14 protein-coding genes are annotated in these 13,768 nt (G+C 41.8%); 8 read left to right on the top strand and 6 right to left on the bottom strand.

The genetic code is table 11. From position 1 onward, the window contains the following. Positions 1–70: 70 nt before the first annotated feature. The 3 genes from MN200_RS05505 to MN200_RS05495 all read left to right on the top strand — a co-directional run bounded on the left by MN200_RS05505 (position 71) and on the right by MN200_RS05495 (position 3,750). Positions 71–661, top strand: a complete 591-nt coding sequence (locus MN200_RS05505) for a 5-formyltetrahydrofolate cyclo-ligase (protein ID WP_086208418.1) — start codon at positions 71–73, stop codon at positions 659–661. A 148-nt stretch (positions 662–809) separates the two neighbouring features. After that, on the top strand, positions 810–3,239 hold the full coding sequence (lon, locus tag MN200_RS05500; RefSeq protein ID WP_242760258.1) for an endopeptidase La: 2,430 nt from the start codon (positions 810–812) through the stop codon (positions 3,237–3,239). A gap of 130 nt (positions 3,240–3,369) precedes the next feature. Continuing rightward, the gene (locus MN200_RS05495) at positions 3,370–3,750 is read left to right on the top strand and encodes a VOC family protein (RefSeq protein WP_242760256.1); all 381 of its coding nucleotides are present in this window, start codon (positions 3,370–3,372) and stop codon (positions 3,748–3,750) included. A 237-nt stretch (positions 3,751–3,987) separates the two neighbouring features. Here the strand turns inward: MN200_RS05495 and MN200_RS05490 are convergent, their stop codons facing one another. Further along, on the bottom strand, positions 3,988–4,929 hold the full coding sequence (locus tag MN200_RS05490) for a M20/M25/M40 family metallo-hydrolase (RefSeq protein WP_242760255.1): 942 nt from the start codon (positions 4,927–4,929) through the stop codon (positions 3,988–3,990). Positions 4,930–5,075: 146 nt separating this feature from the next. On the opposite strand from MN200_RS05490, the gene rlmH reads away from it, so the two are divergent. The 3 genes from rlmH (at position 5,076) to MN200_RS05475 (ending at position 7,367) form a co-directional block, all read left to right on the top strand. Further along, positions 5,076–5,558: a 23S rRNA (pseudouridine(1915)-N(3))-methyltransferase RlmH gene (gene rlmH / locus MN200_RS05485; protein WP_004980899.1), complete on the top strand. Its 483-nt coding sequence runs from the start codon at positions 5,076–5,078 to the stop codon at positions 5,556–5,558. 108 nt (positions 5,559–5,666) lie between these two features. Then, the gene (locus MN200_RS05480; RefSeq protein ID WP_234303850.1) at positions 5,667–6,443 is read left to right on the top strand and encodes a class III extradiol ring-cleavage dioxygenase; all 777 of its coding nucleotides are present in this window, start codon (positions 5,667–5,669) and stop codon (positions 6,441–6,443) included. 141 nt (positions 6,444–6,584) lie between these two features. Next, positions 6,585–7,367, top strand: a complete 783-nt coding sequence (locus MN200_RS05475; protein ID WP_234303851.1) for an META and DUF4377 domain-containing protein — start codon at positions 6,585–6,587, stop codon at positions 7,365–7,367. Positions 7,368–7,443: 76 nt separating this feature from the next. Here the strand turns inward: MN200_RS05475 and gdhA are convergent, their stop codons facing one another. Beyond that, on the bottom strand, positions 7,444–8,787 hold the full coding sequence (gene gdhA / locus MN200_RS05470) for an NADP-specific glutamate dehydrogenase (RefSeq protein WP_004980905.1): 1,344 nt from the start codon (positions 8,785–8,787) through the stop codon (positions 7,444–7,446). 346 nt (positions 8,788–9,133) lie between these two features. Between gdhA and MN200_RS05465 the strand changes: the two genes are divergently transcribed. Beyond that, positions 9,134–9,928 carry an RnfABCDGE type electron transport complex subunit B gene (locus MN200_RS05465; RefSeq protein WP_242760253.1) on the top strand — a complete coding sequence of 265 codons (795 nt, stop codon included), beginning with the start codon at positions 9,134–9,136 and terminating at the stop codon, positions 9,926–9,928. Between the two features lie 2 nt (positions 9,929–9,930). Further along, a complete protein-coding gene (gene nth, locus MN200_RS05460) occupies positions 9,931–10,641 on the top strand; it encodes an endonuclease III (protein WP_234303852.1) in 711 nt (236 codons plus the stop codon). Between the two features lie 12 nt (positions 10,642–10,653). Here the strand turns inward: nth and MN200_RS05455 are convergent, their stop codons facing one another. The 4 genes from MN200_RS05455 to MN200_RS05440 form a co-directional block, all read right to left on the bottom strand. Next, the gene (locus MN200_RS05455) at positions 10,654–10,851 is read right to left on the bottom strand and encodes a hypothetical protein (RefSeq protein WP_078389901.1); all 198 of its coding nucleotides are present in this window, start codon (positions 10,849–10,851) and stop codon (positions 10,654–10,656) included. An 82-nt stretch (positions 10,852–10,933) separates the two neighbouring features. Next, positions 10,934–11,593: an adenylate kinase gene (gene adk, locus MN200_RS05450; RefSeq protein WP_004980915.1), complete on the bottom strand. Its 660-nt coding sequence runs from the start codon at positions 11,591–11,593 to the stop codon at positions 10,934–10,936. 77 nt (positions 11,594–11,670) lie between these two features. After that, on the bottom strand, positions 11,671–12,987 hold the full coding sequence (locus tag MN200_RS05445; protein WP_004694304.1) for a hypothetical protein: 1,317 nt from the start codon (positions 12,985–12,987) through the stop codon (positions 11,671–11,673). Between the two features lie 63 nt (positions 12,988–13,050). Next, the gene (locus MN200_RS05440; protein ID WP_004980918.1) at positions 13,051–13,569 is read right to left on the bottom strand and encodes a hypothetical protein; all 519 of its coding nucleotides are present in this window, start codon (positions 13,567–13,569) and stop codon (positions 13,051–13,053) included. Between the last annotated feature and the right edge of the window lie 199 nt (positions 13,570–13,768).

Raw genomic sequence — 13,768 nt, 5'->3', positions numbered from 1 at the left:
AATTGCCGTCTTTTTTGACTTGGCGATCACTTTCACACTTATCTTTTCGATACTCAGGACTGCGTTCACCATGTCGATTGAACTTGCCCAACTCAGAAAACAGCTTCGCAAACAACGCAGACAAGTTTCCTCCTACCAACAGCAGCAGTCCGAACAGCAAATTTTACAGCGCTTAAAACGCGTGCCCGAATTCAAACAGGCCAAGCATGTCGGTATTTATCTACATGCTTTTGGGGAAATTCAGACCCGTAAAATCATTGAATATTGTTTTCATCAGAAAAAAGCAGTGTATTTACCAATGATTTGCAATATGAACCAGCGCTTGGTGTGGGTCAAAGTTTCACACAACCAATTTCAAAATAAACGCTTTTCGCATCATCCGCTCGGTATGCAAGAGCCTATGGCAACACGTGGGCAACACGTTTCACATTTAGACCTCCTGCTCATGCCCTTATTGGCTTGTGATCCTTATGGCACACGTATTGGCATGGGCGGTGGTTTTTACGATAAAACCTTGGCTTCTGCGCCCTATCACCGTCCGTTTCGCCTTGGTTTGGCCCATCACTTCCAGTTAGTGCCACAGCGCTTGATTCGAGAAACATGGGATCAGCCTTTAGATGGACTGCTGACCCCTCAACAACATTTACGCTTCAAGCGCTAAAATTGACATTTTTGACTGTTGAGAATACTTAAAAATCACATGTTTAGTCATTTTTTATACAATTTATTTTGACCTGCCCTTGTATTTTTTAAAATACCCATCACTATAAAAAACATGGCAACACCGTTGTCACTCATTAGGAGTGCCCATGTCTGAAATTATTATGAATCAAGAAACCTTAGAGCCTCAGGTTCCAAGTGTATTACCACTTTTAGCGTTACGTGATGTCGTGGTGTATCCACACATGCAAATCGCGCTATTTGTAGGTCGTGAAAAATCGATCAATGCAGTTGATGTGGCTCGTAACAGTGACAATCTAGTATTTGTAGTTGCTCAGAAAGATTCTCTTTCAGAAGAAATTGATCACGACAACTTATATCAATACGGTACTGTCGCGAAGATTGTGCAAGTTGTGAATCATGAAAATGATGAAAACTGTATAAAAGTATTAATTGAAGGCTTACATCGTTCAAAGCTAGAAAAAATCATTGATGAAAATGATTATCTCACAGCAGAACATGCGCTTAGCCCAATGTCAGTCCACATTGATGAAACAACGCAAGAAACACGTGTACAAGAGTTACGTGCCCTGTTTGCTCAATACGCTGAAGCAAAACTACGTAATGCACGTGAACTCATTGCTGCAGCGAACAAGATTGATGATTTACTGCAATTGTTATTCTTCGTAGCGACCCGTGTTCCACTGAATATTGATGTGAAGCAAAAATTCCTCGAACACGATGAGTTTGAAGCCCATCTACAAGAACTGATGACATATTTATTGCAGCAATCTGAAGAACAACAGATTGAGCAAACTTTACATGACTCAGTGAAGCGCCAAATGGAGAAAAATCAACGCGAATACTTCCTCAATGAAAAGATGAAGGTGATTCAGCGTGAACTTTCTGACATGAATGGCGGTGCGGAAGATGACGTTGCTGAAATTGAAAAACGTCTTGCTGAAGCTGATTTGCCTGAATACGTGCGCAAAAAAGCTGAAAGCGAATTCCGTAAACTCAAAGCAATGCAACCTGCATCAAGTGAAGCGGCTGTGGTGCGCAATTATATCGAGGCTATCTTAGATACGCCTTGGAATAAAGCCAGCAAAGTCAGCATTAACTTAAGCAAAGCGCAAGAAATTTTAGATACCGATCATTACGGCTTAGATGACGTGAAAGATCGTATTGTGGAATATCTCGCGGTTCAATCACGCGTGAAAAAACTCAAAGGCCCAATCCTTTGCTTAGTTGGTCCTCCGGGTGTAGGAAAAACTTCACTTGGCGAATCGGTTGCCAAAGCAACAGGTCGTGAGTTTGTTCGTATGGCACTTGGTGGTGTACGTGATGAAGCTGAAATCCGTGGTCACCGTCGTACCTATATCGGTGCGATGCCAGGTAAAATTGTGCAGTCGTTGACGAAAGTCGGCGTGAAAAACCCATTGTTCTTGCTCGACGAAATCGACAAGATGGCACAAGACTACCGTGGCGACCCTGCTTCTGCGTTGCTTGAAGTACTCGATCCATCACAGAACAGCAAGTTTAACGATCACTACTTAGATCTTGATCTGGACCTGTCTGAAGTGATGTTCATCTGTACGGCCAACAGCATGAATATTCCAGAAGCTTTGCTGGATCGTATGGAAGTGATTCGTCTACCGGGTTATACCGAAGATGAAAAAGTCAACATTGCTGAGCGTTACCTTGTTCCTAAAGCAATCAAGAACAATGGTCTACGTGCAAAAGAATTGACTGTTCATGAAGAAGCGATTCGTGACATCGTACAACGTTATACACGTGAAGCTGGTGTGCGTAGCTTAGAGCGTGAAGTCTCTAAAATTGCCCGTAAAGTGGTAAAAGAAGCGGTCAGTAAAAAGGCGAAAAATCTGCAAGTCGATGTGACTTCGGCTAACCTTCCAGACTATTTAGGTCCACATAAGTTTGACTTTGGTATGGCGGAAGATGAAGCTCAAGTCGGTCGCGTCAACGGTTTAGCATGGACTTCTGTCGGTGGTGAGTTATTGACCATTGAAGTTGCAGCGGTCAAAGGTAAAGGCAAATTCATCACCACAGGTTCACTCGGTGACGTGATGAAAGAATCCATTACTGCTGCTATGACCGTGGTACGTACCCGTGCAGATGAACTCGGTATTGATGCATCTCGCTTTGATGAAACAGATGTACACGTTCACTTACCTGAAGGTGCAACACCCAAAGACGGCCCTTCTGCAGGTCTCGCGTTAACGACAGCATTGGTTTCTGCCTTCACTGGTATTCCAATTCGTCCTGATATCGCGATGACAGGTGAAACCAGTCTAGGGGGCCGTGCAATGCGTATTGGTGGCTTGAAAGAGAAACTACTCGCAGCACACCGTGGTGGAATTAAGCTGGTCTTCATTCCTCAAGATAACGTCCGTGATTTATCTGAAATCCCTGACAATGTCAAAGAGGGTTTAGAGATTAAAGCAGTAAAATCAATTGATGAGATTTTACCGTTAGCATTAACATCTATGCCTGAACCATTGGTTAAGGCACCGATTGTGAAAGCAGTCGATGAAGGCAAAAAAGCTGCACGCCACTGATTCTGTATGATGAAAAGAGAGAGCTTCGGCTCTCTTTTTTTATTACAAATCAGCGTAGAGAACTCCACATACCGTCGTACATTGAGCAACTACAATAATTCAATCAAAGGATAGATGTAGGACAAATAAAATGAAAAATCCAATTGGATGGTTTGAAATTTATGTAGATGACTTATCTCGTGCCAAACAATTTTACCAATCCGTTTTTAAGGTTCAGCTGACTGAACTTACACCACCTTCAGATGGTAATTCACTGCAAATGTGGGCATTTCCATCAGATATGCAAGCCTACGGTGCTTCTGGAGCACTGGTCAAAATGCCTGGTGTTGTTGCAGGCGCGAACAGTACCCTAATCTATTTTTCATGTGAAGATTGTGCGAACGAAGCCAGCCGTATTATGGAATTTGGTGGAAAAATCCATGAAGCGAAGATTTCTATTGGCGAATATGGTTATGTTGTGATTGCTTTCGATAGCGAAGGAAATATGATTGGTTTGCATTCTATGCAATAAAATAAACTTAAAATTCTAGCCTCACGTGTACATGCTTTTTTTATAAACTTTTTAAGCTAATTTATACTTGAAAATTTTGTAAAAATCCCGATATAAATAGTAGGAATATGTATGTGCTGTATGTTTTCTCTTTATTCGATTTTTAAAATCGTATGGTCATCTGATTCTCCAGACGGATGACCTTTTATCGCAGTTCTCACTACTTGGGAACTGCGTTTTTTATTGTTTAATGATCCATTAAGGTTTCAATAAATGCTGCACCAGCCCGTCAATCACATTGGTCATTTTAGTTAAATTTAATGTGGCTAAACGATCTGTTTTGGCGTGATAATGAGCATTTCGATAAAAAGCAGTATCCGTAATCATCACTGCTGGAATATCAAACTCCCAATAATTCAAATGATCTGAAAAATCGAAAGCATTGGCAAAGCTTGGTGCAACCAAACGCTGACATTCCAGTTGATTCAACTCCTGCATCGCAGCACAGTAGCCTGTACCTAAATCACGTGAACTGACATTACTCACGGTTGCAATAAAATTACCATGGGTTGGATAAATCCATTTTAAACCCACTGGATAGTTCTGAATCGGCTGCTCGCTAAAGAAACCAATCATGTCTAAAATATACACCCCTTTAATCTTCTCTTTGTGAGCTTGGACTGACTTCGCGTGGACATAACTCCCCATTTGCTGAGTTTTAGAAAATGGAGACTCTTCCAGACTATAAAAAACGAACTCTACATTATTAGGTAGTTTAGACTTTTGCTCTGCCAAAATCCGTGCAGTTTCAATCACACCAGCAACACCAGAGGCATTGTCATCGGCGCCATCTTGCTCACCAAAGACGTCATAATGCGCCCCAACAATCACGCGGTCTGCACGTCCGACGTTTAAACTACACACTACATTTCGGTAGATTTGCTGATTGGCCGTAAAGTTTTGATAGTGACACGGAACACCCAACAAGCGCATCTGTTCTTTAATCCATGCAGAGACACGATTCAGCTCGTCGAGATTTTTATAATTACGTGCTTTGCCCTGACCAATCACCTGCTCCAAATAGACCTGTAAGTTTTGTTCATCAGCCATTTTGACGTTGCTTGCGAATACCTGCCCTGTGAAAGTACCCAGTACAACAATCAACAAAAAAGCCTGTTTTTTTAAAATTTTGAGCCACATTGTTATTATTCCAAGTATTTCTTATTCCACTCATTTGTTGAATTAAGCAACATTGGCTCAATGAATTCAATTGCATTTTGTTTCGTCTCACTGCAAAGCCATACTTTCACCGTTATAATAAATCGTCTCCATATACATACTTCATTATGAAAATCCGTATTCTGACCATTGGTCAAAAAATGCCAGCGTGGGTGCTCACTGGTTTTGAAGATTATTTTAAACGTATTCAGCCTTTTGTTCAGACACAAATTATTGAACTGCCAATGGCAAAGCGTGGCAAAAATGACTCGGAAGCAGATATTTTGAAGTATCGCCAAATTGAAGGTGATAGCATCTTGAATGCCATGAAAGGCAATGAAGTCTTGATTGCTTTAGAGGTTGGAGGACGCGAGTTTAGTACCGAAAAACTGGCTGAAACCATGAAAGGATGGATGCTTGAGGGTAATGATATTGTACTTGCTATTGGCGGACCTGATGGCCATTCTGAAGCAGTACGTAAAGCGGCTGCTTGGCATTGGTCATTATCTAAACTCACTTTGCCCCACCCCATGGTTCGCGTAATGCTGATTGAACAGCTATATCGTGCGATGAGCATCAACCATAATCATCCTTATCATCGTGCAGGTTAAGCTCAAGTATTGTTCTTTTTTTGGAACAATACGTTGATATTTCCCCCATTACACAGATGATAAGAATCTGACAAAATTCTTTTCATCTTCTCCTATTAGGCTTTCACAATGAACTTACAAACGCTACCCGGCTTATTCATTTCTCATGGCTCACCCATGCTTGCGTTGAATCCAGAGCAAGTTGGGCCTGCGTTGCATCGTTTGGGTCTAAACTTACCGACACCACAAGCAATTGTGATTATGTCTGCTCACTGGGAAAGTAACTCACTTGAAGTAAGTACTGCAGTCCGTCCAGAGACATGGCATGACTTTCGAGGCTTTCCTGCTGAGCTTTATGACATTCGCTACCCAGCACCCGGTCAGCCTGTTTTAGCCGAAGAAATTCTACATTTACTGGCAGAAGCGGGTTTTTCAGCTCATGCAAACAGTACCCGTCCGCGTGATCATGGCGTTTGGATGCCTTTACTCCATATGTATCCAGATGCAGACATCCCTGTGGTGGAAATTTCACTCCCGATGAATCTGTCGGCAGAGGAGATTTATAAAATTGGACAAACCCTTGCGCCACTACGCGAGCAGCAGGTCTTGCTCATTGGCTCAGGGAGTATTACCCATAACTTAGCCGAGTTGTCTTGGCATGGTCAGTCACAAGCGGTACCTGAGTGGACATCGACGTTTCGTAATCATGTCGTCGCGAAACTTAGCCATCAGGACTTTGACGCCATTTTAGACTGGGAATCGATTCCTTTTGTCCGTCGTAACCACCCAACGTTAGAACACTTTGCCCCAATATTTTTTGCAATGGGTACAGGTCATCGTTTTAATATTGTGCATAGTAGCTTTACCATGGGTGCACTGGGCATGGACATTTATCGTTTTGATTAATGTATAAATTTTACTTATATATTAACAAAAAAATATTTATGGATACATTTTAAAACCCAAAAGAACCGAATGTATCCATTCTTTTAAAAACAACATCGGACATCATGTATCTTGTTATTTTAAATCAAGAACTTGTAACCCATGAAATTAAAATATTTAGCGATTGCCCTTTTCCCTCTCGCACTGGCTGCTTGCCAATCATCTGATATTCAAAAAGTAGGAGATTTGGCTGTGTCTGTACTACAACAACAAAATGCAGATCAAACACTCGCAAACTACCATTGGAGTGCGAACACCTTGGATGCGCCTAAACCTTTGGTTTTAAACTTTGACAAACAAGCAGGTCGTTTAGGCATTGCAACCAGTTGTAACGGTATGGGTACCAGTTGGAAAGTTGAGAATAATCAAATCGTCACGGGTAACCTGATGGCGACTCAAATGGCATGTGAACCAAAAGCCATGGCTCAAGAAGGCGTTGCAGCAGATTTATTTGACAACCGTAAGGCACCGTTTGTTTTAAACCTAAATGATCCTGATGCACCAACACTGACCGTGGTATCGGCAAAGGGTGAAAAAATTGTATTCACGGGTAAGCAAACTGCTGAATCGAAATATCAAAGCCAAGGTGAAACTGTTTTCTTAGAAATTTCACCTGAAACTAAAACATGTTCTGCAGGTGTTGCCCGTATGGAATGCCTACAAGTTCGTGAAGTTAAATATGCTGAAAATGGCGTAAAAACACAGGTCGATAAAGACTGGACGTTATTCTATAACCATATCGATGGCTTCACTCATAACCCTAAAGAGCGTCAAATCGTGCGTGTTAAACGTTTTGAAATTGCCAACCCTGCGGCTGACCAATCAAAATATGCTTATGTTCAAGACATGATTATTGAACGTGAAGCAGTAAAAGGTTCATTGTAATCGTTCAATGACCTAGAAAAAAACCGAGGCCTCAAGCCTCGGTTTTTTATTGGGATTTTTCTAAGTGTATATAAACTTAGAATACGCCTTGAGCAAGCATTGCATCTGCAACTTTTACAAAGCCTGCAATGTTGGCACCATTTACATAGTTCACAGTACCATCTGCTTGTGTACCGTATTTCACACAGTTACGGTGAATTTCTTTCATGATCGCATGTAAGCGCTCATCGACTTCTTCAAAAGTCCAACCCAAACGTAAAGCATTTTGTGACATTTCTAGGCCAGAGGTCGCAACACCACCCGCGTTGGATGCTTTACCTGGTGCGTATAAAATTTTCGCTTCAACGAATTTTTCGACTGCATCTAAGGTAGAAGGCATGTTTGCCCCTTCAGCGACACAAATCACTCCATTTGCAAGGAGTACTTCAGCATCCGCCTGATCTAACTCATTTTGAGTTGCACATGGCAATGCGATATCACATGGAATAGACCATGGACGCTGCCCTTCTAAGTATTCAAAACCATGCTTAGACGCAAACTCAGAAATACGACCGCGCTTCACATTTTTCAGTTCCATCACTTCAGCAAGTAAAGCATCGGTAAAGCCTGCTTTTACATATACCGTACCCGCAGAGTCAGACAATGAAACGACTTTTGCACCTAGATACATTGCTTTTTCAGCAGCGTACTGCGCTACGTTACCCGAACCAGAAATCGTGACTGTTTTGCCTTGGAAGCAGTCGCCACGGGTTTTCAGCATTTCTTCAGCAAAATACACTGTGCCGTAGCCGGTTGCTTCAGGACGTGCCAAAGAACCACCAAAGGTCAAACCTTTACCCGTAAACACAGATGAAGTGTCATTGCTCAGCTTCTTCATCATGCCAGCCATATAGCCCACTTCACGGCCACCCACACCAATATCACCCGCAGGGATATCCGTATTTGAACCTAGGTGACGGTACAGCTCAATCATTAGCGCTTGGCAGAAACGCATAATTTCGCCTTCAGACTTCCCCTTAGGATCGAAGTCTGAACCGCCTTTACCACCACCCATTGGTAGTGTCGTTAACGCATTTTTAAAGGTTTGCTCAAAGCCTAAAAATTTTAGGATCGATAAATTCACCGATGGGTGAAAACGCATACCGCCTTTAAATGGACCAATTGCCGAGTTGTATTGAACACGGAAAGCACGGTTTACATGGGTTTGACCTTGATCATCCACCCATGATACACGGAATTGAATCGCACGCTCTGGCTCAACCAAACGCTCGAGCAAACCGTGATCTGCATAACGAGGATTTTTTTCAATGAACGGCCAAAGGCTAGTCATGACTTCCTCTACCGCTTGTAGAAACTCGGGTTGATGTTCATCACGTGTTTTCACGTAATCTAAAAACTCATTAAGGCTGTTATATTTCAACGCTTAATCCTCAGTAGAAAATGGATCAAAATTGGTCAAATTTTATAAACAATGTTAAATTTTGGCGCAAACAATTAAATATCTTTTACCAACAATTCACAACACATTTCTGTCAAAAAACATATTTATCATTTATATAACAATTATTTATATAAAATATACCTAGAATTTTTTATAAAAAAAACACCAATGAAAACACAGGTTTAAAATCTTTTTTTGCTCAAAAATGATGCAATCAATGAACCATTTTAGAACACAGGATTAATCAAAAAAACATGGTAAAATTCAGTGATCTACCTATTTCTTCTAATATCTCTGCAAATTCATCTGCAGGATTGGTTTACGCATGAATTCGCACATTTCCCTGATCCAAAATATCGATGCTCTCCTTCCCCAAACCCAATGTGGACTCTGCGGACATCGTGATGGATGTCTGCCTTATGCCCAAGCCATCAGCGAAGGTGAAGCAGCCAATAAATGTGTACCCGGCGGGCAGCCTGTAGCCGACGCATTGGCTCAGTTGCTAAACCGACCAGCATTAATTGCAGAGGAAAGTGTTTGGCCTATTCAAGCCGATGGCCGCCCACAGAGAATGAAAGCAATCATTCGTGAAGATGAATGCATTGGTTGTACCAAATGTATTAGTGCCTGTCCTGTAGACGCCATTGTTGGCTCGGGTAAACTCATGCACAGTATTTTGACTGACCTGTGTACAGGCTGTGAACTGTGTATTCCGCCTTGTCCTGTTGACTGTATTGACCTTATTCCAGATGTAAACGGTATACCGACGGAAATCTTGCGCAAAGCTGAGCAAGATGATTTAAGACAACGCTATTACGCGCACATTCAGCGTGAAGAAAAACAGCGTCTACACCGTAAAGGTCCAGTAGTTCGTGCAGAAATTGATACGGCGTTATTTGCCCAGTTTTCAGCACAGAACGATGCTGTACCTGATATTCAAATCCTCGACAAAGAGCCAGAAATGGCAGCAAAGCTCGATGCAAAAGCCACCATTGAGCTGGCGAAATTACGTGTACAAATCAAAAAACTAGAAAAGCAGCTCAGCGTGCGTGAAGATACGAAAAAACGTCTGTTATTAGATGACTTAACCCAACAGCTTCATCAGTTACAGGGAGCTTAAGCATGCTCACTACAAGCGGAAAACCCGTAAAAAGCATGACCAAAAAGCAAATCCAAATCTTTTTTGAACGTTTACGCGCGCAACGTCCAAATCCCAAAACTGAATTGAATTATTCGAGTCCTTTTGAGCTGTTGGTGGCTGTGACCTTGTCTGCTCAGGCGACGGATGTGAGTGTCAACAAAGCTACAGATAAACTCTTTCCAGTCGCCAATACACCTGAAACGATTTATGCCTTAGGGGTCGATGGTTTAAAAACCTACATTAAAACCATAGGCTTATATAATGCAAAGGCTGAGAATATCATTAAAGCCTGTAAGATACTGATTGAAAAACATAACAGCATCGTGCCAAACAACCGTGCCGATTTAGAAGCTTTGCCCGGTGTAGGACGAAAAACAGCCAATGTGGTGTTAAATACTGCTTTTGGACAACCGACCATGGCGGTCGATACGCATATTTTTCGTTTAGGCAATCGTACGGGATTAGCAGTCGGCAAAAATGTGCTTGAAGTCGAACACCGTTTAGTGAAAGTCATACCGAAAGAATTTATTGTCGATTCACACCATTGGCTGATTTTACATGGTCGATACTGCTGTATCGCACGCAAACCGAAATGTCATGAGTGTATTGTTTCAGATGTGTGTAACTGGCCAGATCGTTTTGAATTTGGTGCAGCACGTATTGCCACAACGACGATAGAAGCTGAACATTAAAGTTCAGTTTTTTTATTGTTGATTTGATTTATCTTTTAAGTCTTGCTGCAACTTCGGATGTAACTGACGTTCTGGCTGCTTCTTCGACATTTTTTCTTGTTTACTGACATCGCGTAGCATTTTTACGCTAATGTAAAACAAACCCACCAATACCGCCGCAGCAACAATAATTAAAACAATGATTCCAACTTGTGCCACACGCAACTCCATTTTTAGAGGATCAAGAAAAAGAGCCCTAATATGACTTAGAGCTCTTTCAATGTCAAAACATTGCCATGTTTAAACCATGCAATTATTTGTCTTGATCAAGAATCGCAAACAAATCTGCTTGTACTTCGTCAATTGGACGTAAGCCATTCAGCTTGTCATAGGTTGGTGCATTTTCACCAGACGCTGCGCGACCTTGGTAGAAACCAACTAACTGTTCAGTTTCAGTGTGGTATGAACCCAAACGCTTACGAATCGTTGCTTCTTGGTCATCTGGACGCTGTACCAGCTCTTCACCAGTTTCGTCGTCCTTACCTTCCACTTTAGGTGGGTTGTAAACGATGTGATAAACACGGCCCGATGCAGGGTGCTGACGGCGACCAGAAAGACGTTGTACGATTTCTTCGTCAGGAACATCAATTTCAATCACGTGATCAATGTTGATGCCTTCATTTTCAAGCGCTTCGGCTTGAGGAATGGTACGTGGGAAACCATCAAAGATACAGCCATTTACACAGTCAGGTTGTGCAATACGTTCTTTCACTAAACCAATGATCAGTTCATCAGATACAAGACCACCATTGTCCATCACGCTTTTAGCTTGTAGACCGAGTTCAGTTCCTTCACGAATTGCAGCACGGAGCATATCACCGGTTGAAATTTGTGGGACATTGTAGCGCTTACAGATCAACTGAGCTTGTGTACCTTTACCTGCTCCAGGTGGTCCGAGTAAGATAATGCGCATAAAAAAACATCCTCATTTAAACAATGTATTTGACACTTTGTACATATCGAAAAATTCGACATATTTTTAGCATCTAATTATAAGAAAGCTACAAACAAATGTATTGTACCCGCAATGAAGCCTGTTACCCCACCCAATAGAATCAAAATCCATTCGTCTTCCTGAAATGCAGGACGTAATAAGTTTTGAAATTCTTTCGGCGTTAGCTCCCGAATACGGTCTCTAAACATTTGATAGATTTTCTGTGCACGGCTCGCATTGAACGCTGGGTCGCATACAGGCACCATCGTAATTTCAATTGAACGATCAATCAAGTCCGTCTTGAGTTTTGCGTATTCACGTGGCCCCAAAGACAGCTGCAAAGATGTTCTCACCAATGGTGTTTCCATGATTTCATTAATATGACGCTTGACAATACGACGGGTCTTGTCTTTTTTATTGCCATACATCATTTCAGTCATGATAGATTTTAACGTAATCAGGTCTTCTGTGACTACACTTGCAAACACATCAGACACTTCTTCTTGGCGCTTCATGAAAGCGCCTTGTACATTATAAGTCCCAATGCGCGGAATCACAGGTTTAATCCAGGGAAACTTACGATCTTTTGTTAATTCAGTCAGTTGCAAGTATCGAACATAGTGTGGCTCAATTGGATTAAACACCATCCAAATCGCAATCCAGTTGGTTAAGAAGCCCCATACTGCCGCCCAAAATGGGACCGTCCAATGCCATGGCACCACAAACCAAACAATCATTTGGAAGATACCAAAGAACATCCCGATGAGTGCACTAATATGCCAAATAAAGTTGATTTCTTTCTGACCCACTTTCAAGAACATACGCACCATTAGTCTGCGGTCACCTTCCATTTGGCTGACCACCATATCGCGCATATCTACAAGTGACTCGACGTTCATGGTCAGTTCGGTCACTAATTCTCTGAGCACAGCCGGAAGCTGTTTGTGTGCCTGCGCATAAATTCGACGCTTAATCGAATAAGGTAAGTTTTCCCAAAGTACGGCATTACGGTCAATCATGACTTCATCAATCAGGTGCTCAAGTTCAAAACCAACTTGCTCACCAATGATCCGTGCCATATCCTCAGGATCCATGGCGTCTAAAAATTCACGCAAAGAACCAAGCTTAGATAAGGTGTTATCGGTAATGATGCCTGAAATACGTCCCGCTTTTCTAGGCACAATGCCCTGCCAACCCACAGGCAAAGGTCCAATATGAAAACCCCAAAATGTAATCGGGTAAAAGACCATTTTCAGGGCCATCCAAACGTGCGCCCAAGTCACAAAAGCAGTCACAGGAATAATGCTGAGTACAGCCCAAAAATCGGGTCGATTCAAAAAGGTTTGCCACAACTGATTGACGTACTCAAGCATGCATAACTTCCATATTTAATTTTATTAACTGAATTATATAGCGTTTTAAAAAAGATATTGTGTCTATAAACCGAAACTTAGAGTATAGGAAAATTGTAGTCTCGGTTCAGTTTCTGCAACCACATAGCCCGATTTGGCTTCAAGTTTTTCCCCTGCACCAATCCCTACACTGAAAGTGCTGATTCGTTCAGGACTAAGTAACACATAAGCAAGATCTACACCACCACCAAGGCGAGATTCGTACTCGCCATCTACTTTCTTGCTGTCAATATGCCCTGCGTAAACACCGAGATAATAGCCATTTTTATCTTTACCAGTAAAATGAACTGGAAATCTAAACCCCAACTGACCACCGACAGGGTAATCATCATTGATAAATACCCCAGCTTTTGCGTATGCAATGCCATAAGGATTCACCCATTCCAAATTGGTGTGCAGTAATTTCTGCGTTACACCAGCCCCTACATTCCACGTTTGAGCACTGCCAGCAGGAATTTTTGCATCTGGCAAAAAGGAATTATCTTGAGCGTAGGCTACGTTTGCACAGGCAACAAGTGCCAACACTGGATAAATTCTTGTCATTATTGTCACCATTATCCGTAATGTTATTTTAGTAATTGGTCCCTTTTTACAGGATTTTGACTGTAGCAGAATTTATAAAACACTTATATACAGCAATTTATATTTTTGATGTCTATAAAGTCAAAATTTAGGCAAAAATGAAAAGCAGAAGCAGCGATAACAAATATCAAAACAGTGTGACATGCGTTAGAATAGCGCG

Origin of the sequence: Acinetobacter sp. LUNF3 (assembly GCF_022699605.1) — a bacterium.
GTDB lineage: Bacteria > Pseudomonadota > Gammaproteobacteria > Pseudomonadales > Moraxellaceae > Acinetobacter > Acinetobacter johnsonii.
Note: the sequence above shows the minus strand (reverse complement) of the source record. Positions and strands in the feature narration are given on the sequence as shown.

Coding starts and splice junctions, on each gene's coding strand:
- adk (WP_004980915.1), bottom strand. CDS start 11,593: ATGCGCATTATCTTACTCGGACCACCTGGAGCAGGTAAAGGTACACAA.
- MN200_RS05505 (WP_086208418.1), top strand. CDS start 71: ATGTCGATTGAACTTGCCCAACTCAGAAAACAGCTTCGCAAACAACGC.
- rlmH (WP_004980899.1), top strand. CDS start 5,076: ATGAAAATCCGTATTCTGACCATTGGTCAAAAAATGCCAGCGTGGGTG.
- MN200_RS05465 (WP_242760253.1), top strand. CDS start 9,134: ATGAATTCGCACATTTCCCTGATCCAAAATATCGATGCTCTCCTTCCC.
- MN200_RS05475 (WP_234303851.1), top strand. CDS start 6,585: ATGAAATTAAAATATTTAGCGATTGCCCTTTTCCCTCTCGCACTGGCT.
- nth (WP_234303852.1), top strand. CDS start 9,931: ATGCTCACTACAAGCGGAAAACCCGTAAAAAGCATGACCAAAAAGCAA.
- lon (WP_242760258.1), top strand. CDS start 810: ATGTCTGAAATTATTATGAATCAAGAAACCTTAGAGCCTCAGGTTCCA.
- MN200_RS05445 (WP_004694304.1), bottom strand. CDS start 12,987: ATGCTTGAGTACGTCAATCAGTTGTGGCAAACCTTTTTGAATCGACCC.
- MN200_RS05495 (WP_242760256.1), top strand. CDS start 3,370: ATGAAAAATCCAATTGGATGGTTTGAAATTTATGTAGATGACTTATCT.
- MN200_RS05480 (WP_234303850.1), top strand. CDS start 5,667: ATGAACTTACAAACGCTACCCGGCTTATTCATTTCTCATGGCTCACCC.
- MN200_RS05440 (WP_004980918.1), bottom strand. CDS start 13,569: ATGACAAGAATTTATCCAGTGTTGGCACTTGTTGCCTGTGCAAACGTA.
- MN200_RS05490 (WP_242760255.1), bottom strand. CDS start 4,929: ATGTGGCTCAAAATTTTAAAAAAACAGGCTTTTTTGTTGATTGTTGTA.
- MN200_RS05455 (WP_078389901.1), bottom strand. CDS start 10,851: ATGGAGTTGCGTGTGGCACAAGTTGGAATCATTGTTTTAATTATTGTT.